Genomic DNA, 21,651 nt, shown 5'->3' with positions numbered 1-21,651 from the left:
GGATGCTGTTGGTGATCTCTGCTGGTCAGGCGGAGGGAAGGCCGGCGGCGGTGAGGACGTGCTGAACGTGGGTCTTTGCTGCTCCGTGGTAGCGGCATTGACGGAGGCCGTGGGCGTGTACCGTCTCGGAGACGGTGGCCTCGCAGCCGGCGCGCACCGCGTAACCTCGTTGCCATTGCGGTGTTCGCTGTTCGATGCGGGCCCTGTTCGCGGGGGACGCCGTAGGTGCCGTCGGAGTCGCGGGCGCGCCGGCAGCGCAGCGGCGTCGCCTGTCCCCGGGCGGTTTTGGGGCTACTCGGTGCGCCTGCGGCGGAGTTGGGCGGTGAGGTGGTGTTGGAGCGGTTGGTCGACCGCCGCGAGGTCGTGGATGAAGTCGAGGGTGTCCTCGTCGATCAGGGTGTAGCGACGGCGGGTGGCAATGACCTTCTTGGCGGTGGGGGTGAGGGCCACCTGGTCGGTGGCGAGTTCGATCACGCCTTCGGCCGCGTTGCCGACCGAGATCTCCGCGATGCCGGTGGGCTGGGTGATCAGGGCCTCGACACGCCCGTCGGGTTGGATGCGCCACCATCCGCTCTCCCGGGCCGATGGCCGCAGCGGGGTGCCGTTTGCGTCGATCAGCCAGGCGCGCGCCTCGTAGTGGAGGAAGGGCCGCCCGTCATGGCTGAAGGTGACCTCCTGCGCGTACGTGAACTCCTCGCCGATCGTCGGATACCCGCCGCGGCCTCGGCCGGCCCAGGTCCCCAGCAGCCCGCTCACCGGGGCGAGCAGTGCATGTGGTGCAGGCGCTTCGTCCAGTCCCAGGGCATCGGGGAACGGGTACTTCCGGGCGGGGTCGAACATGGTGTGCCCTCCTGGGTGGGTCGAGGCCGATGCCGGTCGGCACCGGCCTAACTCATAGTGCGTCGTCAGGTCTGCTGATCTTGCCTGTTCAGGGCATCCGGATCCGCCAGGAGAGCCACGGCCGTAACGCCCTGGGGCGGCACCCGCATGACTGGGCCCTTCTCATCGGCTGCCCCCGCGATCGCAAGAGCCCACAGGATGCCCCGAGGCAACGTCGACGCCGCGTGACACGCCGACCCCCGCCGGCAGGTGCCGGCGGTACGGGGAGATCGTCGCCCGGTTCATCCCGGAAGGGTCAGCGCCGGGACACGGGCCGGCCCGCCACCGGCCGAGGCCCCTCGGGTCCGGCGGTGCGGACGAGGTTGCCCGTCTTTTCCCGGTGCTCGTGTACGAGGCGGATCGCCATGGCACCTTCACCGGCCGCCGAGGCCACCCGTTTGACCGAGCCGCTCCTGACGTCGCCGGCGGCGAAGACTCCGGGAAGGGTGGTCTCCAGGAGCAACGAACCACGGCCGAGCGAGTCCCACTGGCTCGCGTCGGCCGCAGCCTGGGCGTCGGCGCCGGTGAGGACGAAGCCCTGCAGCGGCATCACGTCCGGATGGGTCGTAAGCGCCTGTTGGGAGTCCCTGCGCACGTCCTTGGGGAACCGGGCCCCGGCGTAGTCCAGTCGCGCAGCGCCAGCCGTTCCGCGGCCTGGACGGGCGTGATGGGCGCTTCGGGCTCCAGGAGCAGACCATGATCGATCCGCGCCTCCCGCTTCCCACGGTCCCAGTTGGGGACGGCGGGCTCGGGGTCGGTCGGCCGGGGCTGCTCGATGCCGTCCCGCCCCAGCCCGGCGTACTCCTCGGCACGCACCACCCGGTTGCGGGTCCCGAGCACGGTGAGCTCATCAACGCGTTCGCTCTCCAGCCGGGCTACCGCTGCCAGCAGGGCACGCCGCTCCGCCGGGTTCTGCGCCTCGTCCTTCGCCCGGAACCACAACAGCGAGTTGAGGCTGTTCCGTGCCTGCTGCGGACAGCCCTCCTGCACCGCGACCACAACGCGCCACCGGGGTGCTTCGCCGACGTCCTGTGCGGCTACCCCGAACAGCGGCCCCCGCACCAGTACCGTGTTCACATCCAGCGCGGCGGCGAGTGCGTCGGCCTCCACGACCGCCTCCACGGGATCCTCCGGATACCTGACTAAGATCGGCCGCATCCAGCCCGGACTCATTTCCCCATGACCCATACGCTCATCCTGTCGACCCCAGGCTGTGCTCACGGGGGTTTGCTGATTCCTGGACGAGTCATTCCGAAGGATCAGCGGTCGTGGTTACCGGGAAGCAGCCGGGACGTTGATATGGGCTGTCGGCTCGTTCGTGGCCTTCGCCGCCGGGTGTGCCTTGGTGAGGGTGCAAATGCCGTCCGCACACTGGCGCTCCAGACGGCCGAGAGAGATGGTCTGCGCCAGGCCGACCATCCAGCAGGTAGGGCAGCCGCGGAAGGCGATCAGGGCCAACGGGGCCGCCAGCAGGGTGGCCGGGCCGGCGACGGGTACCAGGGCGATTGAGCCGGTGATCAGGCCGAAGCCGATGGCGCCGCGCGCCAGATGGCGCGGGACGGACTTGCTGGCGAAGTTCATCTCGGGCGCGGCGGACTGTGCGGCGGCCTGGGCCTTCGCGCCCTGCATGGGTTTCACTGTGTTGGCGACGTTCATGGTGTTCATGGTCGTGAGACTCCTCCGACTGGTTGGCCGGTGGCTTGATCGCGCGCCTGATCGGCGGCTTGACCGAGTGGTTGGTCTGTCACTGCCAGAGAGTGACGCAGTGCTGCGCGTGCTCTGTGCAGCCGCGACTTCATCGCGGCGCTGCTCAGACCGAGCGCATGGGCGACGGTCTTGCCGGGCAGGCCCTGTACGTCCCGCATGATCAGGACCTGCCGCTGGTCACGGGGGAGGGCGCTGACCGCAGCCGCGATGCGCTCCGCCTCCAGCCTGTGCAGCACCGCGTCCTCGGCGGACGGTTCCGCAGCCGCCGGTTCGGCTGTCGCCTCGTCGCTCTGCGAGACGAGCAGCCGTACCTGCCGGAGGCATTCGTTGCGCACGATCCGGAACATCCATGAGGCAAGCGCGCCAGTGGCCCGCAAAGTGCCGATCTTCCGATAGAGGATGATCAGTGCCTCCTGCGCCGCGTCCTCCGCGTCCTGCGGTGAGGAACACAGCGATATGGCGAACCTGCGCACATGAGGCTGCGATTCCATGACAACGGTGGTGAGCGAAGTGACGTCGCCGTCCTGAGCGGCCTTGATCAGCCGCTCGTCCGGCCAAGTGAAGCGTTGGTTCATCTGAGACTCCTACGGAAGGCGCCCTACAGGCAGGGTGCTGGTCAGCTTCGGCTCTTGTAACGCCGCATCAGGTGCCGGCTGCACGCGCCCACGAGAAGGGCTCCGATCACTACGAGGCTGGTGACCATCATGGGTGGTTCCTTTTCGGTTCTGCCGGTCCGTTCGGCCGGTACACAGACAAGAGGCAGGGAGATCCGAAAAGGATTCGCCTACAGCCGAAGTCTCTTGTGAACCCCACTCCCACGGCCACGGCACACGGGGCGCAAAGGCCGGGAAACGACGGCGCGCACCGCGCCACGTCGTCGAACCGGCCTCTCAGCGGCACAACCGGGGGCGACTGGCGGACATGGACGGGGCCCCGGTGTGCGAATGTCGGTCGGGCGAGAGGGGTAAACGTCCTGCAGTGGGCTGCCTTCACCGCGCGCTGGTTCTACTGCCTCGCGGTTCATGCCTAAAGGGCTGTCCCGTAACTGATCTTTGGCACGAGAGTGGTCGGCTGAGGTCGGATCCTGGTCCCACCCTTTGGGAGAGGCGCCGACCTCGGTTCACCCCTGTGACCGCACGACACAGCAGCGGATGGCAGGGGCCGTCCTCCTGGCAACGTGTGGATCCACCCGCCTGGGGAGATGAGCAGGGCCCCTGTTATCGTGCGCCGATGTCAACGATCAAGCAGTTCCAAGTGACCTTCGACTGCGCGGAACCTGCGCGCCTCGCCGCCTTCTGGTGCGAGGTGCTGGGGTACGTCGTACCGACAGTCCCGGAGGGCTATACCACGTGGGAGGAGTACCACCACTCGCTGCCGCCTGAGGATGAGATCTACTTCGCGTGCACTGATCCCTCGGGTGTGGGCCCGCGCGTGCTCTTCCAGCGAGTTCCCGAAGGCAAGGTCGTCAAGAACCGCGTGCATCTCGATGTGCGGGTCGGCACCGGCCTCGTGGGTGACGAGCGCCTGGCCACACTCGAGGCCGAATGCGCACGGCTGATGGCGCTCGGCGCGAAACACGTGCTGACGCAGCGCGCCGATGGCGTCAACGAGTCGTGCATCACGATGCAGGACATCGAGGGCAACGAGTTCTGCCTCGCCTGAATCTCCTCTGAGACTGCGAGGGGGAGCCGTCACCCGGGGACCTCTCAGGACTCGTACGCGGCAGAAGCTATCCCGTGAGAGCGAGGTTGTGCAGTCGGGCGATGCCGACACCAGCGAGGCCCTGGTGGCCGCCTGCCCGCCGGGAGCTGAGACCCGCTGGCCGGCCCTGCACGTCAAGGCACACGCCGACGGCGACCGGTCGGTGCGCACGGAGGCGTTCGACGCGATGGCGACCGGCACGTGGGAGCTTGCGGATGCGGTGTGGCAGGAGACCGAGCTGCTGCTGTGGAAGCCGCCGGCGGCTTGGTTCAGCGTCAACGCCTTCTACGCGAGTGACGGGCTGCGGAACTGGTACGTGAACTTGGAGCGCCCCACCGCCCGGACCGGCGACGGGTTCGACACCTTCGACCTCACCGTGGACCTGGTCGTCGACCCCGACCTGACCACCTGGCAGTGGAAGGACGAAGACGAGTACGCGCACGTACGGCGGCTCGGCATCGTCACCGACACCGAGCACCAGGCCGTGGACGCCGCCCGCGACCAGGTCCTCGCGAGCAGGGGGAGGTTGCACCGACGGGTGGCTGAACCGTTGGCAGGACGGTTACCTCAAGCGGGGAATCGAAGGTTTGACCGGAGGTGGGAGCTTCCCAAACCGGATGCCCGTTCACGCAGGTCAGGCCCTGTGGGCAAGCCGTCCGCAGGCGATGACACCTCTTCCCCACGCGATAGCCGTGAGGAAGAGAGAGCCGGGCCGGGCGGCGGGGCTCCGTCGCCCGGCCCGCTGAAGCGGCGCCCGTACTCAGGTCGTGGTCTGGGTGTCTTCGAAGTAGGAGTCCAGCACTGTGTCCAGCTCCGCTGCCCACTGCTTGGGCAGGTTCCGGTTGGTTGCCGTGATATCGGCGTGGTAGCTGCGGCGGCCGGTGGTGTGCACGGTGACGGTGAGCCGGCGGCCGAACGGGGGAGTGCTCATCTCCACCGCGCCGATTTCCGGCCAGCCGAACTCGGCCGTCTCGTCATCGAGCCGGAAGATGACGCCGGTGCTGTCGACGGTGATCGATCCGCGCTGGTCGGACACCTCGAAGACCGGGCCGTCGGTCACCGGCTGCGGTTCCACCTCGGCGGCAGCCTCCTCCGCTTCCGCCTGCGGTTCCGGTTCGGCGCGGACGTCCGGTGCAGCATCCCTCGGCACCGGCGGATGCTCCTCCGGCTCGGCGGGACGTGGCGGTGTCAGGCCCGGGACGAATGCCGGATCGGTTCCGGCGGCGTGCACGGGCGGGCTGTTGTGACCTATGCGTTGCTCCACGGCGGGCAGTATGTCCGATGGAGTTGTGCGGGCGGTAGCCAGCCCGGCCCACACGCGCTCCGGGCTGGGCGGCGGGCCTCCGTCGCCTGACCGGGGGAGCGGTGCCCGTACGGCCGAGCACCGGCCGTAGGCGGACGTCGTTCTTCTGGGTGTGGGACGAGTCGGCTTCCGCTCGCCGGGAACGGCCGGGACGACCTGGTGGTGCTGATGCCTCCGGTCGAGCCGGTGCTCGCCCCTCCACGTGGCAAGCTTCCCGGGCCGGGCGCGCTGTCTGGCGGTCTCGCGTTCGAGCCGAAGTTCGACGGATACCGGTGTTTCGTCTTCACCCCGGCCCGGGGACGCCGTGCTGCAATCACGGCGCGGCGCGCTCATCCAGTCCCGCTTCCCCGACCTGGTGGCTGCGGCCCACCAGCTGCCTCAGGGCCTCGTCGCGGATGGGGAGCTGGTGGTGTGGGAGGCTGGGGCGCTGTCCTTCGAGGCGCCGCAGCGCCGCGCGGTCGCCGGCCGACGTGGCGTCCCCCGGCTAGCGGAATCCCTGCCCGCGCACTCTTGGCCAATCACGGGGTCGGCGTCGCAGTTCCCCGAGCCCCTGATGGTGAGACCGTGTAGACCTTCCCGTAGGCCCGGAGGGTGTCGGCCGGGTCGCCGGGGCGGCCTCGCAGGACGGTGTCCAGGAAGGCGAGGGTGGCTCCGGCGACGACGCGCGGGCTCTCGGTGCGGCCCAGGGTGCCGACGATCGAGGGCACCGGCGGAAGGTAGAGCGGGCCGTCCATGAAGGTGAGGTGCCCGGCGCCGGGGACGGCAAGCCGGTAGCTCGTCGCGGTGCTGTGCTCGAGGGCGGCGGTGAGGCGGGGCAGGTAGCGTGGGTCGGTGCCGGCGGTGATCTCCTGGGTGAGCGCGAGCGCCGGCTGCTCGAGGGCGGGCGCGGTGGGGCCGTGGGGGTAGCCGTCCAGGTCGATGACGGCGTCGAACCGGCGGTCCTGCCGGGCCGCCTGCAGGGCGGCGGCACCGCCCAGGGAGTGGCCGGCCACCGCGGCGCGGCCGGTGTCCAGGCGTCCGGTCAGCGGGTCGGCGGTCTCGCCCCGGTCCAGCCGTTCCAGCTGGGTGAGGACGAAGCCGAGGTCGGCGGCCCGGACGGCGGTCCAGCCCGCCGCCAGCTCCTCGTCCCGGTCCCGGTCCCCGCTGGAGGCGGTCGTGGCGCGGATCGTGTGGCCGTCGGCGAGGACGACGACGGCGGAGTCGTACGGGTGGTCGAGGGCGGCGACCAGGTAGCCGTGGCTGGCCAGCTCCTCCGCCCAGGCGGTGTTCTGGGTCCGCACCCCGCCCGACCCAGGGGAGAACAGGACGACCGGGAACCGTTCTCTCCCACCGGCCACCGGGGCGTCGACGACCGCACGGCTGCGGGCCCGCGGGACGCCGTCGACCAGGAAGCCGGGCAGGCCGACCCCGCCGGCGAGGGCGTCGGCGACGGTGCGCGCCTCCTGCTCCGTGCGTCCGAGGTACTGGGCCCGCTGGGTGCCGGCGGGGCTCTTCTGCGCGGGATACCAGAGCTGGGCCACGACCGTGCGCCGGTCGTCCGGATCGGCGGTGAAGCTCTCGGGGCGGAGCGGGTCGGTCCACTGCACCACCCGGGTGCCGACCGCGAACTCGCCCGACGGCTCGGGGAAGACGGGCACGGGGAAGGCCCAGGCGGCCACCGGGCCGGTGGCGATCAGGCCGGCGCAGGCCAGCGATCCCGGCAGGGCCAGCCACCAGCGGGCCCGCCACGTCGGTCGGCCGGTACGGCGTCGCAGCAGGGGCTGGAGGGCGAACGCCGACGCTGGGGCGGCGCCGGCCAGGACCGGCAGCAGCTGCCAGCGGATCCCCACCACGCCCAGCACGGTCGCGGACGCCACGAGCACCGCCCCCGCCCCGATCGTGACGGGCCGGCGGGCGGCCGGGGGGAGCCAGCGCGCCGCCACCAGCGCGAGGGCCCCCAGCAAGACGAGGACTTCCGGAAGGGACATCGACAGCCCCGTGATGGTTTCGGTCACCCGGCCATGCTCGACGCCGGGTCCGCGCCGCCGCATCGGTCCCCGGTCGCCGCCGGTTGCCACTCCGGTCGCAACCCGGGCGGGCCGCGGTGCGACCGGAGTGGCAACCGGTCACGCCCGTCCGGCGGCCGCTCTGCGACCGCGGGAGGTGGTGGGCCTCCTCCTACGGTCGTACCCCGGCAGGGTGCGGTCGGACCATGGGCTCATGCGCGCCGTCGCCCCCGCGGCCTAGGCTCCGGCTGTACGCGCTGACGGTCCCGGTCGGGCCGCCACGACGACCGATCGACGGGGAGGTGTGACGGTGCGCCACCGGGACCGGGTACCGCCCCTGGTGTGGGACGCGGCGCTGCCGGTCCTTCTCCTCCTGAACGTCGTGACCGCCTACCCGGCGCGGGAGCTGCCGGTGGCCGCGGCGCTCACCGCCGCCCTGGCGCTCCCCCTGCTGTGGCGGCGCCGGGCCCCGCTCGCGGTGTTCGGCGCCGTGGCGGCCGCGGCCTTCGTCCAGTGGCTGATGGACGTCCAACTGCCCGCGGACGTCGCCCTGCTGGTGGCCCTCTACACGGCGGCCGCGCACACAGGCCGGCGCGGCACGCTCCTCGCCGGTGCCGTCGTGGAGGGCGGAGCCGTGCTGGCCTGCCTGCGCTGGGCACCGGACGGCGCGTTCCTGACGCCCTTCGTCGCGCTCTCCGCGACGGTCGTCGCCGCCGCCGTCCTCGGGGTGAACGTGCGGACCAGCCGGGCCTACCTCGCCGCCGTGCAGGAGCGGGCCGAGCGGCTGGCGCTGCACCAGGAGCAGCAGGCACGGCTGGCCGTCGCCGAGGAGCGGGCCCGGATCACCCGCGAGATGCACGACATCGTCACCCACAACCTGTCCGTCATGATCGCGCTCACCGATGCCGCCGTCTACGCGCAGCACAGGTCCCCGGACCGGGCCACCGCCGCGATGCTGCAGGTCTCCGAGACGGGCCGGCAGGCGCTGACCGACATGCGGCGGTCGCTGGGCGTCCTGCGGGCCGACGAGCCGGACGCGGAGCGCCACCCGCCGCCCGGCATCGCCCAGCTGGAGGCCCTCGCCGACCAGATGGCCGCCGCCGGGCTGCCGACCCGCCTGGAGGTCCGCGGCGGCCACGCCCACGTACCGGCCACCGCACAACTCACCGTCTACCGTCTGGTGCAGGAAGCCTTGACCAACACCCTCAAGCACACACCTGCCGGCACCCGCGCGACGGTCCTGGTCGAGTGCTCGGCCGGGAGCGTGGGTGTGGACGTCGCCGACAGCGGCCCCCGGCCGGCGCTTCCCGCCACCGAACCGTCCGGCCACGGCATCCCCGGCATGCGCGAGCGCGCGGCCGCCTACGGGGGGACGCTGCGGGCCGGACCGCTTCCGGGCGGCGGCTGGGGCGTCCGTACCCGACTCCTCCTCAACAGCGGCGGGGCAGCCTCCGCATGACGATCCGCATCCTGATCGCCGACGACGAGGCGCTGCTCCGGATGGCCTTCGGCACGGTCCTGGAGGCCCAGCCCGACATGACACCGGTCGGCGAGGCCGCGGACGGCGGCCAGGCCGTCCGCCTCGCCCGGGAGCTGCGGCCCGATGTCGTCCTCATGGACGTCCGGATGCCCGGGACGGACGGGATCGAGGCGACCCGACAGGTCGTCGAGGTCTCCCCGCAGAGCAGAGTGCTGATCCTGACCACTTTCGACCTGGACGCGTACGCCCTCGCCGGTCTCGCCGCCGGAGCCTCGGGCTTCCTGCTGAAGAACACCCGGCCCGAGGAGCTGCTCACCGCGATCCGCAACGTCGCGGCGGGCGACGCGGTGCTCTCCCCGCGGATCACCCGGCGCCTGCTGGAGGACGTCCGCCCGCACCTGCCCGATGGCGGCGTCGCCGTCCGCGACGAGCGGCTGGACCGGCTGAGCGCCCGTGAGCGCGAGGTGCTCGTCGAGGTCGGCCGCGGCCTGTCCAACGCCGAGATCGCGGCCGCCCTGTACCTGGCGGAGGCGACCGTGAAGTCCCATCTGGGGCGGATCCTGCTCAAGCTCGAACTCCGCGACCGGATCCAGGCCGTGGTCTTTGCCCACGACAACCGCCTGGTCCCGCCGGCCTGACGCCGGCCGGTGGCTCAGAACAGCGGCCAGACCACGGCGCGGACCGGGCCGACCACGTTGCCGACCGGGACGGCGCCGCCGGTGGGGCTGTTGCGGTGGTAGCTGGTGGGCCTCGCAGTCCCGCCGCGTCGAGGTCTGGGTCGAGAGCGATTCCGTCGGCGGCGTGCTCCTGCCGATCACCTCGGCCTGGGGCGTGGGTCTGTACTCCTGCCGTGGCCAGTCCTCCCGAGGAAGCCCGCGGCGAGGGGATGAGCTACCGGCTCAAGGCCCGCCACCGAGTGCAGGTGCCGTGCAAGCGCCGGGACCGGGACACGGACGCCGAAGCGGTGGCCCTGTTCATGGCCTGCCACAACGCCCGCGACCGCTTCATTGTTCTGCTGCTCGCCCGCGCCGGACTGCGCCGCGGCACCGCGGCGGGCCTGCGGCGCGAGGACATGCACTTCATGCCGGACTCCACTGCGCTTGGCTGCCGGGTATCCAGCTCGCACCTGCACGTGCTGCGGCGGGAGAACGCCAATGGTGCGTGGGCGAAGCGCCAGCAGTCCGCCGCGCCGGGGAAGGCCAAGCCGGTCGACTTCCTGGTGGTCCAGGGTGCATGGGCGCGGCGGCTACCGGCGAAGTTTGACCGGGTGGTCCTGGCCTTCGCATGAATAGGTGATGTTCACGAGGACGGGAGTCAGTCTTTCTGGGTTTGTTCCCGGGGGTGCGCGTTACTGCCTGGTCCGGGTGTGGGCTTGTTGGGAGGTGGTCGGTGGTGTGAACAGTGTTTGGATGGTTTTGGTGGCGAGGTCTCGTAGCCAGGTGTGGGCGTGGTCGTCGTCGTAGCGCTGGTGCCATAGCAGGTAGAGGGGGACTTCGGGCAGTGGGAGTGGTGGGGGCAGTGTGGCGAGGCCGAGTTGTTCCCGGGCTGCGCGGGTGGCCGCGTGGGGGAGGGTGGCGACCAGGTCGGTGTCGAGGGCGAGTTGCAGTGCGAAGGCGGTGGTGGGTCCGGCGGCGATGACGCGTCGTTCGAGGCCGTGGGTGGTCAGGGCGTCGTCGATCGGGTCGTGCAGGCTTCCGCGTCGCGAAACGGTGAGGTGTTCGGCGGCTGCGTAGCGCTCGATGCTCAGCGGGCCTTCGGTGAGGGGGTGGCCTGGTCGGACGGCGATGACCAGCCGGTCGCGGCCGACGAGGCGGTGGCGGATGTCGGGGAGTGTCGGAGGGCTGGAGCTCGATTCGAGGTCGACCTCGCCCCGGCGCAGCTCGGCGTCGTCCGTTCCGGGTTCGGCGGTCAGGCGCAGCCGGACGCCGGGGGCCTGGCGGTGGACGGCGGTGATCAGGGCGGTGCCGCAGGCGGCGGTCAGGGCGTCGTGCCAGCGCACGGTGAATACCCGGTCCAGGGCTGCCAGGTCGAGTTCTTGCTGTGCGGAGAGAAGGTGGTGGGCCTGCTGTACGAGGGCGTGGACCTGGGCGCGCATGGCCAGTGCGCGGGGGGTGGGAACCATGCTGCGGCCGGTGCGGACCAGGATCTGGTCACCGGTGGCCTTGCGGATGCGGCCCAGAGAGCGGCTCATCGCCGGTGCGGTGACGTGGAGGCGTGCTGCGGCGCCGGCGACGCTGCCCTCTTCCAGTAGTGCGTCCAGGGCTATGAGCAGGTTCAGATCCAGTTGCATGGCAGTAACTCTACAACTGAGTAGCATGCACTTGTTGTTAATGACTGGGGGGCCTACCTTCGAAGTGCGGGTGCGAGACAAGCCGCCCGCATACATCGAATCCAGGGAGCCCATCATGAGCACAGTTATGTCTTTCGCCGCCGGCACGACGCTGCTGTCCGAGGTGACCGCCGCGGTGAAGAGCGCAGGCCTCACCCTGCGCGACCGTCACACCCCGCACGCCCGGGGCGTCGGTCTGGAGGAGGTCGTCGCTGAGATCCACGCCAACGACGACGCGGTGCTGGACGTGCTGCGGGAGCCGCTGCTGCGGGCCCGGCGGGGATCGCGGTGGGCCGAGGACGAGCTGGCCGGCGGTGCGCTCCCGTCGGGGGAGTGGTGGGTCGTCGACCCCGCCGAGGGCAACATCAACCACGTTCACGGCATGGAGGACTGGGCCGTGACCGCCACCCTGGTCCGCGACAACCAGCCGGTGCTCACCGTCGTCCACCTGCCACTGACCGGCGATACCTACACCGCTGTCGCCGGCGGCGGTGCCCGCCTCAACGAGCGGCCTCTGAAGGTGTCCGCCAAGACTGATCTGGGCGCCGCGCTCGTCGGCACCGGCCAGGCCAGGCCCGGCGAGGACGAGCGCACCTTCCGGCGGATCGGTGACTCGGTCACCGCCATGCTCATCAACGGCTTGGTCGTGCGCGTGTCCGTTCCCGCCACGATGCAGCTCATCCACGTCGCGGCCGGACGCACGGACGCCTTCTGGCAGTTCTCCGACGTCCGCTCCGGTCTGGTCGCCGGTGCGCTGCTGGTCTCCGAGGCCGGAGGCACCGTCACCGACCTGGTGGGCAAGCCCTGGAACACGGGCAGCCGCGACTTCCTGGCCGCCGCCCCCGGCATCCACACCGCCGCCCTCAGGGTCCTGTCGCCGATCGCCTGACCGGACATCTCCGCTCTGCCCGCCTCGCACCGCAAGGAGCATCACCTCATGACCCGCATCGGCATCCTGGGCGCCGGCCGCGTCGGCGCCAACCTCGCCGGCAAGCTCTCCGCAGCCGGACACCACGTCACCCTCGGTGTCCGGAACCCGGAAGAGACCGCAGCGCCTGCCGAAGGCATCGGCCCCGGCGTCTCCTTCGCCGACCAGCGCACCACCGCCCGCACCGCGGACATCGTGATCAACGCGACGCCCGGCGACAGCACCCTGGACCGGCTCACCGATCTGCGCGCCGAACTCGCCGGAAAGATACTGGTCGACGTCTCCAACGCGACCCTCGACGCCGGCGACGGCCTGCCCGGCGCCCTGTGTTACCCCGGCAGCAGCCTCGCCGAGCAACTTCAGGCCCTCCTTCCGGACACCCGTGTGGTCAAGACCCTCAACACCATGTTGTTCATGGTCATGACCGCTCCCGAAACCCTGGCCACCCCGCCGACCGTCTACGTGTCGGGTGACGACGAACACGCGAAGAAGACGGTCACCGGCCTGCTCGGGGACCTGGGCTGGCAGCCCGCATGGATCGAGGACCTGGGCGACATCACCACAGCCCGCGCCACCGAGGCCATGATCCTGGTGGTGCCCCACATCCTGCGCCGACACGGCTTCCAGCCCTTCGCCGTATCCCTCGCCCGCTGACCCCGTCAGGGTCGGCACCACGGAGCGGGAGCCGGCCCCGCATGAGGAAGCTGCCCGCGGCTTCCCCCGGTTCGCCGAGGCCGGACAGCGGCCCGGCGCACTCTCACTCGCGGCAGCCACCATCGAACGTACCGAGGTGGATGCGTGCAGTCATGGGTGCCTGGTGGCACTGTTCGATCAACGGGCGCCGCATGGGCGCCTCCGGTGCCGCACGCGTGGATCGGCGCATCCATCGCTGCGGCGACACCGTCGGCTTGCCGGCCCCCCCCGGCAACCCGTGCCCGGTCCGCGCAGGGCGGTGTACTCATCGAGCAGGGCGCGGGCCTGCCTGTACGACAGCCGGGCCAGCGCGGTGTCCGGGCACACGTCGCGAGGGCTGACGACTTTGCCCGGCCGCGGACGGCGGTGGGTGACGAACACTGGCCCGCGAGTGCGGCCCTTGAGGAGTCGGGGCAGCAGCCGGGCGGTGCCGGCGTCCCAGTGCACGGTCTTCAGCATGTCGTCCTTGCGCGCCCGGCCCCGGCGGCGGGCCGTGCTCCGGGCGCCCTTCGCCTTGACCGGGCAGCGGCGCCCGGCGAAGTCCAGCTCCTCGACGTTCACGCCGAGGACCTCCTCCGCCCGCCCGGCGGTTTCGTAGAGCATCCGCCCCAGCGTCTTCTCCCGCCGGTGCACCTCGCGTCGCGCGATCAGCCGGTCGATCGCCATCTTCGAGCGGGCCGGGGTTTCGGAGTCCGGTACTGTCAGTCGTTTTGCCCAGGCCGGGACCGTCGGCCCCTCGTAGCCGCTGTCCTGGCACCAGCCGAGCCAGGACAGCAATTCACGCCCGGCGGGAGTTGCAGGTGTTGACCGCCGCGCTGCCCCAGAGCAGTTCGAGGGCTTCGCCGGTCTCGTCGTCCGCGACCGACGCCAGCGGCCGGGTTTCGCCGAGCCGTTCGGCGGTCTTGTCCACCCCGCCCCGTTCAGCTGCCTACCATGGCCGACAGATCCTTAGCGCACGATCTGACACGGATGTTCCTCAGCTCCCAACGAGTCCTTCGGAGGCTGGACCGGGACCTTCACCGGCCCTCGTCTCTGCGCGGCCGTTCGTCGACCGCCTTGCCTTCAACGGCGCCATCATCGAGACCGGCACCGACTCCTACCGCCTCGCCATCACCCGTGCCCGCGCCGAAGCGCCCGCGAAGGCCGGCTGACCACCTCTCAGGTGGTTACGCACCACCTCATCGGCGGTCTGCGAGGCGACGTGACGGTCGACCACGTTGGCATCCGATGAGGTGGGCGAGCCACACGCTGTCGCGATCGACAGGACACCGGATAAGTACCTGGGACCCTCGTCCGGCACCTATGCGGTCATCCCCCGGAGCAGACCTTCCAGATCGCGCTCGCCGTCACGGGTCTGGGCACCGTGGGCCAGTCCGCCGCGGATCAACCGCTCGGCCGCGGGGCGAACGAACTGGTCCGCCCAGGCGTCGTGCTCCCGCAGGAGCCCTTCGGCCAGGTCCTCGGGAACGATGGCGCGCTTAGCCGCCGCGATCACACCTTCGGGCAGGGCGGCGATGTTGCGGGCGAGGCGGTCGACGATGCCGTCGAGCTCGCCGGCAGGAACGGCCCGGTTGACCCAGCCGTAGCGCTCCGCGGTTTCGGCGTCGTAGAGGTCGGCGCCCAGCACCGCCTCCAGGGCGCGATTACGGCCGACCCGGCCGGCGAGGTACTGCGTGCCCCCTCCACCGGGGACGATGCCCATGAGAGCCTCGATCTGGCCGATGCCGGCGCGGCCGATCGCCGCGAACGCCATGTCCGCGGCCGTGACGAACTCCGCCCCTCCTCCGCGCGCGATCCCGGCAAGCTTGACGATGGTCACCTGGGGCTGGTGCCGGAGCAGCTCCCCCAGGGCCTGGAAGACGTTGACGCCGTCCGGAAGGTCGGCCGTGAGTTTGTCGAAGGCGTCGGGTGTGTCGACGAGCGTCATGTCGACGTGGGCGATGAAGAACTCCGGGTTAGCGCTGTCGAACACGATCACCCGAACCGAGTCGTCGTCCCTCAGCGCGGTCAGCAGGTGCCGGAGGTCGGCCATCAGGGCGACGTTCAGGACGTTGACCGGTGGGTTGTCGAGGGTGACGCGGGCGATGCCGTCCTCGAGGCTCACCCGCAGGGTCGCGTAGGCGTCGTGGGTCATGGAGATCTCCGATCGGTACCAGGTGTGCACCTAAGTTCCTGATGCATACTTAGGGTGTGGTGGTGGGCGACCGGGGTCAATAACGCACTTTGAGCATCGCAAGGATCGCGGAGGATACCGACATGGCCATTTCTGAAACCGGCGCCGACGCCGGCATCGACACCGTCTACCGGTCCGACTGCCCCAGCCGCCCGATCCTCGACCAGATCGCTGACAAGTGGTCGATGATGGTGATGGCAGTCCTCGACAAGCCCACCCGGTTCAACGAGATCAAGCGCCGCCTTGAGGGCGTGACCCAGCGGGTCCTGACCCAGACCCTGCGCCGCCTGGAACGCAACGGGATGATCGTGCGCCGCGTGCTGCCAACCTCGCCGGTCGGGGTCGAGTACTCCCTCACCCCGCTCGGCGAATCCCTGCGGGAGCCGTTCGGCCGGTTGTACGACTGGACGGTCAACAACGCGGACGAGATCCGGGCGCACCAAATGGACTACGACCAACGCGTTCAGAGCTGAGAAGGCGTGCCCGAGAACCCCGTCATCCTGAGCTGACTCGCCCCGGCACCGCTTCGGCGTACCGGCAAACCTGCGGTCCCGATGCCGGCATCTCACGCTGTGGCCGACGCTTGTCCACGGACGTGGCCGCGTCCTTTTGGGCGGACTTGTGACTGGCTCTGATCAACTTTCCGGGAAGGCGCCACGGACAGTCGCCACGCGTCAGGCGGGCTCCGGAATCGAACCGAGGAGTTTGGTCACGCGCTCGCGTAGAAGGAGGTATTCCTCCCAGCGGCGGGGCAGCGGGCCACGCGGGCGCTTGACGACACGGGCAGCCGTGACCGTCTGTCCGTGCTGGAACTGCTCACGTGTGAGGTCCAGTTCCGCTCCGCTGGGCAGCCGGTTCCACCAGTGGAAGCCGTGCTGGACCCCGTCCAGGTGCACTTCGCCGACCATGAGGTCGCCGCCGAAGACGTCGTTGACGATCAAGGACGTGATGTCGCAATGCCCCCAGGCCGGGTTGCCTGGCTGCCAGTCGGCCTGGTTGTCGGGCGAGCAGGTGTCGGCGGCCCAGCTGGTTCGCAGGGCCTTGTCGAGGTCGAGCAGGTTCCAAGGGATCACGTCGCCAGGATCGCAGCCACCGCTGACATTCCCGACGACGAGGCACGACGGCGTCCGATCCTTCATGAACCGCCGAACAGGCGTGACCGGGAGCCATGTTGATCTTTGACCAGTGTGTTGGGTTTCCAGGTACTCCGGAAGCTGTTCCCCCGTCTCGGCGGAGTCGCCGTCGAGGACGTCACCGACGCCGGTGGCATCGTACGGATCGAGGCTCAGGTCCGCAGTGACGGCGGCATCTGCCCAGGTTGCGGTGTCCGGTCCGTCCGCGTCCACGACCGATACCGGCGGCGGATAGCCGACCAGGCCGTCGGCGGACAGTCGGTCGTCCTTCACCTCACAGTCCGCAGATTCCGGTGTGACGCGGCCTCATGCCTGAGGAGAACCTTCGCTGAACAGGTCCCGGGGCTGACCTTTCGCTACGGCCGCCGCAGCGTCCTGCTGCGCGAGACCCTGGAGACGATCGGACTCGCTCTCGCCGGGCGGGCCGGCGCCCGCCTGGCCAGGGCCCTGAAGTGCACGGTCAGCCCCAACACCTTGCTCAACCTCGTCCGGGCCCTGCCGGGCACGGCCCCCGAACGGAGCCCGCGAGTACTGGGAGTTGACGACTTCGCTCTCAAGCGCGGACACGTCTACGCGACGATCCTGATCGACATCGAGACCGGACGTCCCATTGACGTCCTGCCCGACCGTACGGCCCGCACCCTCGCCGCCTGGCTCGACCAGCATCCCGGCACCGAGATCGTCTGCCGCGACCGCGCCAGCTCCTACGCCGAAGCCGTCCGCACCTCCGCTCCCGACGCCATCCAGGTCGCCGACCGGTTCCACGTGTGGCAGAACCTCACCGACGCCGTCGAGCGGTGCGTCATCGCCCACCGTTCCTGCCTGTCCACAGCCGGCACCACGGACACCGCGCCCCCGCTCGAAACCGAGCGGCCGCGGGAGGGCAAGTACGTCACCAATACCCACCAGCGGCACGCGGCGGTCCACGAACTCCACGGCAAAGGAGTCGGCACCACGCGGATCTCCCAGATCCTGGGCATGGACCCCAAGACCGTTCGTCGTTACGCTCGCGCGGCCACAGCCGAAGAGCTCATCGTGCCGCCCCGCCCTCCGAGGAAGCCCTCCGGCTCAAGCATCTCCTCGCCCACTGCCCCGAGTTGGCCACCGCCAGCGATCGCATCCGCGATTTCGCCGCCATGATGACCAACCGCGAAGGCCACCGCCTTCAAGAGTGGATCGCCGCCACCGAGGCCACCGAGCTGGCGCCCTTGCGCGGCTTCGCGAGAAACCTCCGCAAGGACCTCGACGCGGTCACCGCCGGCCTCACCCTCGAATGGAACAGCGGCCCTGTCGAAGGACACGTAAACCGAATCAAAATGCTCAAACGCCAGATGTTCGGCCGGGCGAAACTCGATCTTCTCCGGCTCCGCATCCTCCTCAACACCTCACGAGGGTGACTGTCCGTGGCGCCTTCCCGGAAAGTTGATCAGAGCCTTGTGACTTCCTTGCTGGCGGACACGTGATCTCCCTGCGCGGTGTGACTTTTCGTCCCTCGACAGGGTCAGTGCAGTGGCTTGACGCCCTTGCCCGTGGTTGCCTGGGTGAGCCGGAGACTGGTGCCTTCGGTCAGGACGATGTGCGCGTGATGCAGCAGCCGGTCGACGGCCGCCGTCGCGAGCGTCTTGGGCATGATCGTGTCGAAGCCGGACGGGTGCAGGTTCGAGGTGACGATCACGGACCGGCGTTCATAGGCGGCGTCGATCACCCGGTAGAACGCTTCGGCGGCGGCCTGGCCGGACGGCAGCATGCCGATGTCGTCCAGGATGATCAGGTGGGCCCGGGTGATCTTCGCGATCGCCTTGGCGACGGAGTTGTCGACGGTCGCGCGGCCGACGTGGGCCGTGAGCGATTCGAGGCTGAACCAGGCGACTTGCATGCCCTGGTCGATGGCCTTGTGGGCCAGGGCCACGGCGAAGTGGCTCTTGCCGGTGCCCGACGGGCCGGCGATCGCGAGGTTCTCCGCCCGGCCGACCCACTCCAGCGTCATCAGCGCGTGCTGGGTCGGCAGCGGGTGGGAGGACTCCTCCTCCTGCCAGGAGTCGAAGGTCTTGCCGGTGGGCAGATTGGCCTGCTTGTGTGTGGACGCCCACCCGCCCGGCCTCGTGACCGAGGCGTTCGAAGCCCAGCGCGACCGGCTGCGCGCCGTCGCGTACCGCGTGCTGGGCTCGCACGCCGATGCCGAGGACGTGGTCCAGGAAGCCTGGATGCGCCTCGTCCGCCAGGACGCGGCGACCATCGGCAACCTGTCGGGCTGGCTGACCACCGTGGTCGGCCGCATCAGCCTGGACCTCCTGAGATCCCGCCGGGCCCACCCCGAAACCGCCTACGGGCAAGAGTATGCGGGCCTCGTGGTGAGGCCCGCCGACGGCCCCGCGCCCGACGAGCAGGTGGCGCTGGCCGATTCGGTCGGCCTCGCCCTGCTCGTCGTGCCCGACTCGCTCACGCCGAGCGAGCGCCTGGCGTTCGTCCTGCACGACGTGTTCGCGGTCCCGTTCCGCGAAATCGGCCAGATCCTGGGCAAATCCGCCGACGCCACCAAGATGATCACCAGCCGCGCCCGCCGCAAGGTCCAAGCCACGGACCGGCCGGCGGGCCCCGGCCGCGAGCACCGAGAGGTCGTCCAGGCATTTCGCGCCGCCGCCCTCGGCAGATCTCGGCCTTGAGTCCGTACGAGTGGCGGGGCTGGTGGCCCCGCCCTCCGGCCGACCGTTGCTCACCGGCAGCTCGGCGGGGCGGGCTGATCGTGCTGGTCTGGGGCTGTGAGAGTCGCCCGGGAGATCTTCCGATGCAGCGCAAACCTTGCCCCCCGGCTCATAGCCAGCGGCCTGACGAGCCCTAGGGGTATAGACCTCAACACCCGCCGCAGCACCCGGATGGGCCGGCTGATCGCGGCCCGGCCGAGGCTGACCGACTACCACCTGCCGCCCTACGCGCCGGAGATCAGCCGGTCGAGGCTGTCTGGCCCCATCTGAAACGCTACCTGGCCAACCTCGCCCAACACGGGCACCGACCAGCTCACCGCACCGGTCAGGTCCCGCCTCAACGTGTGCAGTACCGGACAGGCTTCATCGAGGGGTTCATCACCAGGACCGAGCTGGTCTTCACCCCTCCTCCGTAACCCTCGTGGTTAAAGCTCTAGCCGAGGCTGCGGCAGAGAACGGCATTGGGCCTCTTGACCAGTCCGGTGTAGGCGAGGCCGGCCAGGTATTCGTTTGCGCGGCACTGGGCTTTGTGGTTGCCGTTGGCGAATTCGCCGCCGGGGTTGCCGGTGGGGCGGTTGTCTCCGGCGTCGAACCATAGAGTGCGGCTCGTCGTGCCCCGGGCTGAGTCGGTCTTTGCGCACAGAGCTGCGTGTGCCCAGGACCTGTCGGTGCTGTAGCCGATCATCATGTGGTTGTTGGGACACTGGATTTTGGTTTGTCCGGGTGCCCAGTCGTCGCCGGGGAGCGGGCTGGGTTCGCTGGTGATGACTGTGTGCGGGGCGCCCGGCTGCCAGAGGTTGCTGCCGCCGGCGTTGGTGCACAGTCCGCGGCCGTAGCCGCCCGTGCCGGCCCGGCTGAGGCCGATGAGGCGCTGCCCGTCCGGGCAGGCGGCCTTGCGGTAACCGTTGTCCCAGTCGCCTGCCGAGCGCATGCGCAGTGAAGCGATGTGGTCAGTGTGGTCGATGTCGAGCATGGAGTAGGTGTCGGTTCTGGCCACGGGGCCGGTGTGGCCGGGGGAGGCGGCCAGGCGCTTCCAGTGCTCGGCGCGCCAGTCGTGGGTGCCGTTGCTGTCGAGGACGCTGCGGCGGGCGCCGTTCTTGTCCCATTCGAGGAGCGCCCATCCGTTGTTGCTCTCGGTCCAGCCGGTGATGGGCCAGTAGGCGTAGTCGGCGTCGGTGTCGATGAGGTACTGGACGAAGTTACGGAACCAGTCCTTGCTCTTCTGGTTGGTTTCGTTGCGTCCGCCGACTCCGAATTCGCTGATCCACAGCGGGTGAGTGAAGTGCTGGCCGGTTTCCTGGGAGACGAAGAATGCTTCCCGGTTGAGCGTGGCCTTGAGCTCGTCGGGGGAGAGGTCCTGGTAGCGGGGGTCGGAGGTGGCTCCCAGACCACTGGAAGCGCCGGTGTGCCGCGAGCCGGTGTAACCGTAGAAGTGGGCGGAGTAGACGAGTTTGTCGGAGACGGCGAGGGTGTGAGAGACGGTGCGTGCCGGCTGCAGGTGCGGACGGTAGCCGCCGAGGCCGGGGATGCCGGTCCAGTTGATTCCCTCGATGATGACGAGGAGGTCGGGGTTGGCCTCGGTGAGTATGCGGTCGGCGGTCCGCTGCGCGGCGGAGAACCAGTCCTGGCCGCCGCCGTTGCCGCCCCAGTTGGGGAAGTCGATTTTGTGGGGGCGGACTTCGTTGTAGAGGTCGGCACCGACCACGCGGGGGTTGTCCTTGTAGCGTTTGGCCATGGCGATCCAGTCGGCTTCCCAGGTTGCCGTGGACTGGTTGCTGTTCCACATGGCGTTTTCGTCGTGGCCGCAGCACCACCTGGAGGAGCTGGTGTGGTTGTTGAGGACGACAGCGAACCCGTGGCTGGTGAGTTCTTGGACGACTGCGTCGTAGACCTGGAGGGGTGTCTTGCCGCGGAGGTGGGGGTTGGCCGCCACTGAAGCGTCGGTGACGGGCCGGGAGTCCTTGATCATCGCATTGGAGAACGGCAGCCGGATGCTGTTGAGGCCCAGGTCGTGGAAGCCGTTCAGGATGCTGGAGATGGGGGCGCGGTCCAGGCCGAGCGGCATCTGGTCCGCCTTTTCGCCGGCGTGGTGGTTGGCGGGGTCGTTGATGTCCCCGGAACCGTTCCACGTGCCGGACGCACCGTGCCAGCTCCCGGAGCGGAGACGGAACCGGTTGCCGTTGGCGTCGACCACATAGCGGCCACGCGTGCTCAAAGGGCCCGCCCATGAGGCGGCAAGGGCACTCCCAGTCGCTGGGGAGGATTTCGCCAGTGGCTCGGCGGCCAGGGAGACCGGCCTGGCGACGGCGGGGCATGCGCCGATCGCGACCAGTGCCAGTCCCACCGCGGCCGCGGTGACCGGCCTGGCGAACAGACGCCCCAGGGGTGTTGTGGGTATGGAAGCCATGGCAGGCGTGGATCCTTTCTTCTGGGAAGCATTGCGGGAGCAGGCGGGTGCCGTACGGGTGATGCGGTGCGGCACCGCCTGGAGGTCGGTTGAGGAGGCCCGCGCGGCGCGGGTCTCCGGGCGGTACGGTCAGGGGGTGCTCGGGGCGAGCGCCTTACAGCTGGGGTCGGTGCTGTCAGTGGTATACACCTGGGCCCTGCTGACCTGTTCTCGCCGTCGGTACGGTCCTGG

Annotated in this window: 17 protein-coding genes and 8 pseudogenes; 11 read left to right on the top strand and 14 right to left on the bottom strand. The window is 70.1% G+C overall.

Annotated elements, in window-relative coordinates; all coding sequences use genetic code 11:
• Window positions 1–25 precede the first annotated feature (25 nt).
• From J1792_RS31530 to J1792_RS31505, 6 genes and pseudogenes are all read right to left on the bottom strand, one after another.
• Window positions 26–205 (bottom strand): annotated as a pseudogene (locus J1792_RS31530) (transposase); the annotation flags it as partial.
• An 86-nt stretch (window positions 206–291) separates the two neighbouring features.
• Entirely contained in the window at window positions 292–840 is a 549-nt protein-coding gene (locus J1792_RS31525; RefSeq protein WP_086569614.1) for a nitrobindin family protein, read from the bottom strand.
• Window positions 841–1,135: 295 nt separating this feature from the next.
• Window positions 1,136–1,420 (bottom strand): annotated as a pseudogene (locus tag J1792_RS31520) (cyclic nucleotide-binding protein); the annotation flags it as partial.
• Between the two features lie 8 nt (window positions 1,421–1,428).
• Complete coding sequence (locus tag J1792_RS31515; protein ID WP_207248730.1) at window positions 1,429–2,037, bottom strand: DUF5954 family protein; 609 nt, start codon at window positions 2,035–2,037, stop codon at window positions 1,429–1,431.
• A 114-nt stretch (window positions 2,038–2,151) separates the two neighbouring features.
• Entirely contained in the window at window positions 2,152–2,544 is a 393-nt protein-coding gene (locus J1792_RS31510) for a hypothetical protein (protein ID WP_086569618.1), read from the bottom strand.
• Complete coding sequence (locus J1792_RS31505; protein ID WP_086569620.1) at window positions 2,541–3,161, bottom strand: RNA polymerase sigma factor; 621 nt, start codon at window positions 3,159–3,161, stop codon at window positions 2,541–2,543. The genes J1792_RS31510 and J1792_RS31505 overlap by 4 nt, the downstream gene beginning before the upstream one ends.
• A 655-nt stretch (window positions 3,162–3,816) precedes the next feature.
• Between J1792_RS31505 and J1792_RS31500 the strand changes: the two genes are divergently transcribed.
• Together J1792_RS31500 and J1792_RS35550 are read left to right on the top strand one after the other, a co-directional pair.
• Window positions 3,817–4,248, top strand: a complete 432-nt coding sequence (locus tag J1792_RS31500; protein WP_207248729.1) for a VOC family protein — start codon at window positions 3,817–3,819, stop codon at window positions 4,246–4,248.
• A pseudogene (locus J1792_RS35550) lies at window positions 4,184–4,729 on the top strand (ribonuclease FAU-1 family protein); the annotation flags it as partial. The gene J1792_RS31500 and the pseudogene J1792_RS35550, both read left to right, overlap by 65 nt.
• Before the next feature lie 318 nt (window positions 4,730–5,047).
• On the opposite strand, the gene J1792_RS31490 reads toward J1792_RS35550, so the two are convergent.
• Both J1792_RS31490 and J1792_RS31485 read right to left on the bottom strand, forming a co-directional pair.
• Window positions 5,048–5,551: a hypothetical protein gene (locus J1792_RS31490; protein ID WP_086569624.1), complete on the bottom strand. Its 504-nt coding sequence runs from the start codon at window positions 5,549–5,551 to the stop codon at window positions 5,048–5,050.
• A 557-nt stretch (window positions 5,552–6,108) separates the two neighbouring features.
• Complete coding sequence (locus J1792_RS31485) at window positions 6,109–7,620, bottom strand: alpha/beta hydrolase family protein (protein WP_207248728.1); 1,512 nt, start codon at window positions 7,618–7,620, stop codon at window positions 6,109–6,111.
• A gap of 259 nt (window positions 7,621–7,879) precedes the next feature.
• On the opposite strand from J1792_RS31485, the gene J1792_RS31480 reads away from it, so the two are divergent.
• The 3 genes from J1792_RS31480 to J1792_RS31470 all read left to right on the top strand — a co-directional run bounded on the left by J1792_RS31480 (window position 7,880) and on the right by J1792_RS31470 (window position 10,343).
• Complete coding sequence (locus J1792_RS31480; protein ID WP_207248727.1) at window positions 7,880–9,034, top strand: sensor histidine kinase; 1,155 nt, start codon at window positions 7,880–7,882, stop codon at window positions 9,032–9,034.
• Window positions 9,031–9,693: a response regulator gene (locus J1792_RS31475; RefSeq protein ID WP_086569631.1), complete on the top strand. Its 663-nt coding sequence runs from the start codon at window positions 9,031–9,033 to the stop codon at window positions 9,691–9,693. The genes J1792_RS31480 and J1792_RS31475 overlap by 4 nt, the downstream gene beginning before the upstream one ends.
• A gap of 212 nt (window positions 9,694–9,905) precedes the next feature.
• Entirely contained in the window at window positions 9,906–10,343 is a 438-nt protein-coding gene (locus J1792_RS31470; RefSeq protein WP_207248726.1) for a site-specific integrase, read from the top strand.
• Window positions 10,344–10,403: 60 nt separating this feature from the next.
• Here J1792_RS31470 and J1792_RS31465 read toward each other — a convergent pair whose 3' ends face one another.
• Window positions 10,404–11,345, bottom strand: coding sequence for a LysR family transcriptional regulator (locus J1792_RS31465; protein WP_086569634.1), 942 nt, complete (start codon window positions 11,343–11,345; stop codon window positions 10,404–10,406).
• Between the two features lie 115 nt (window positions 11,346–11,460).
• Here J1792_RS31465 and J1792_RS31460 point away from each other — a divergent pair, with 115 nt between their 5' ends.
• Together J1792_RS31460 and J1792_RS31455 are read left to right on the top strand one after the other, a co-directional pair.
• Complete coding sequence (locus J1792_RS31460) at window positions 11,461–12,273, top strand: inositol monophosphatase family protein (RefSeq protein WP_207248725.1); 813 nt, start codon at window positions 11,461–11,463, stop codon at window positions 12,271–12,273.
• Between the two features lie 48 nt (window positions 12,274–12,321).
• Complete coding sequence (locus tag J1792_RS31455) at window positions 12,322–12,966, top strand: NADPH-dependent F420 reductase (RefSeq protein WP_207248724.1); 645 nt, start codon at window positions 12,322–12,324, stop codon at window positions 12,964–12,966.
• Window positions 12,967–13,239: 273 nt separating this feature from the next.
• Here J1792_RS31455 and J1792_RS34765 read toward each other — a convergent pair.
• Window positions 13,240–13,918, bottom strand: a pseudogene (locus tag J1792_RS34765) (site-specific integrase); the annotation flags it as partial.
• A gap of 66 nt (window positions 13,919–13,984) precedes the next feature.
• On the opposite strand from J1792_RS34765, the pseudogene J1792_RS34760 reads away from it, so the two are divergent.
• Window positions 13,985–14,156, top strand: a pseudogene (locus J1792_RS34760) (ATP-binding protein); the annotation flags it as partial.
• Between the two features lie 149 nt (window positions 14,157–14,305).
• Here the strand turns inward: J1792_RS34760 and J1792_RS31440 are convergent.
• Entirely contained in the window at window positions 14,306–15,139 is an 834-nt protein-coding gene (locus J1792_RS31440; RefSeq protein ID WP_086569687.1) for an enoyl-CoA hydratase/isomerase family protein, read from the bottom strand.
• Window positions 15,140–15,261: 122 nt separating this feature from the next.
• Here J1792_RS31440 and J1792_RS31435 point away from each other — a divergent pair, with 122 nt between their 5' ends.
• Complete coding sequence (locus J1792_RS31435; RefSeq protein WP_086569640.1) at window positions 15,262–15,651, top strand: winged helix-turn-helix transcriptional regulator; 390 nt, start codon at window positions 15,262–15,264, stop codon at window positions 15,649–15,651.
• A 201-nt stretch (window positions 15,652–15,852) separates the two neighbouring features.
• On the opposite strand, the gene J1792_RS31430 is transcribed toward J1792_RS31435, so the two are convergent.
• Window positions 15,853–16,317 carry a YunG family protein gene (locus tag J1792_RS31430; protein ID WP_242646962.1) on the bottom strand — a complete coding sequence of 155 codons (465 nt, stop codon included), beginning with the start codon at window positions 16,315–16,317 and terminating at the stop codon, window positions 15,853–15,855.
• A 48-nt stretch (window positions 16,318–16,365) separates the two neighbouring features.
• Here J1792_RS31430 and J1792_RS31425 point away from each other — a divergent pair.
• Window positions 16,366–17,708, top strand: a pseudogene (locus J1792_RS31425) (ISL3 family transposase).
• 104 nt (window positions 17,709–17,812) lie between these two features.
• Here J1792_RS31425 and J1792_RS31420 read toward each other — a convergent pair.
• A pseudogene (locus tag J1792_RS31420) lies at window positions 17,813–18,385 on the bottom strand (ATP-binding protein); the annotation flags it as partial.
• A 4-nt stretch (window positions 18,386–18,389) separates the two neighbouring features.
• Between J1792_RS31420 and J1792_RS31415 the strand changes: the two are divergent.
• Window positions 18,390–18,953, top strand: a pseudogene (locus J1792_RS31415) (sigma-70 family RNA polymerase sigma factor); the annotation flags it as partial.
• A 493-nt stretch (window positions 18,954–19,446) separates the two neighbouring features.
• Here the strand turns inward: J1792_RS31415 and J1792_RS31410 are convergent.
• Entirely contained in the window at window positions 19,447–21,420 is a 1,974-nt protein-coding gene (locus J1792_RS31410; RefSeq protein ID WP_207248723.1) for a glycoside hydrolase family 5 protein, read from the bottom strand.
• Window positions 21,421–21,651 lie beyond the last annotated feature (231 nt).

Origin of the sequence: Streptomyces triculaminicus, assembly GCF_017349075.1 — a bacterium.
Lineage (GTDB): Bacteria > Actinomycetota > Actinomycetes > Streptomycetales > Streptomycetaceae > Streptomyces > Streptomyces triculaminicus.
Note: the sequence above shows the minus strand (reverse complement) of the source record. Positions and strands in the feature narration are given on the sequence as shown.

Coding starts and splice junctions, on each gene's coding strand:
- J1792_RS31525 (WP_086569614.1), bottom strand. CDS start 840: ATGTTCGACCCCGCCCGGAAGTACCCGTTCCCCGATGCCCTGGGACTG.
- J1792_RS31515 (WP_207248730.1), bottom strand. CDS start 2,037: ATGCGGCCGATCTTAGTCAGGTATCCGGAGGATCCCGTGGAGGCGGTC.
- J1792_RS31510 (WP_086569618.1), bottom strand. CDS start 2,544: ATGAACACCATGAACGTCGCCAACACAGTGAAACCCATGCAGGGCGCG.
- J1792_RS31505 (WP_086569620.1), bottom strand. CDS start 3,161: ATGAACCAACGCTTCACTTGGCCGGACGAGCGGCTGATCAAGGCCGCT.
- J1792_RS31500 (WP_207248729.1), top strand. CDS start 3,817: ATGTCAACGATCAAGCAGTTCCAAGTGACCTTCGACTGCGCGGAACCT.
- J1792_RS31485 (WP_207248728.1), bottom strand. CDS start 7,620: ATGCGGCGGCGCGGACCCGGCGTCGAGCATGGCCGGGTGACCGAAACC.
- J1792_RS31475 (WP_086569631.1), top strand. CDS start 9,031: ATGACGATCCGCATCCTGATCGCCGACGACGAGGCGCTGCTCCGGATG.
- J1792_RS31465 (WP_086569634.1), bottom strand. CDS start 11,345: ATGCAACTGGATCTGAACCTGCTCATAGCCCTGGACGCACTACTGGAA.
- J1792_RS31460 (WP_207248725.1), top strand. CDS start 11,461: ATGAGCACAGTTATGTCTTTCGCCGCCGGCACGACGCTGCTGTCCGAG.
- J1792_RS31455 (WP_207248724.1), top strand. CDS start 12,322: ATGACCCGCATCGGCATCCTGGGCGCCGGCCGCGTCGGCGCCAACCTC.
- J1792_RS31440 (WP_086569687.1), bottom strand. CDS start 15,139: ATGACCCACGACGCCTACGCGACCCTGCGGGTGAGCCTCGAGGACGGC.
- J1792_RS31435 (WP_086569640.1), top strand. CDS start 15,262: ATGGCCATTTCTGAAACCGGCGCCGACGCCGGCATCGACACCGTCTAC.
- J1792_RS31430 (WP_242646962.1), bottom strand. CDS start 16,317: ATGAAGGATCGGACGCCGTCGTGCCTCGTCGTCGGGAATGTCAGCGGT.
- J1792_RS31410 (WP_207248723.1), bottom strand. CDS start 21,420: ATGGCTTCCATACCCACAACACCCCTGGGGCGTCTGTTCGCCAGGCCG.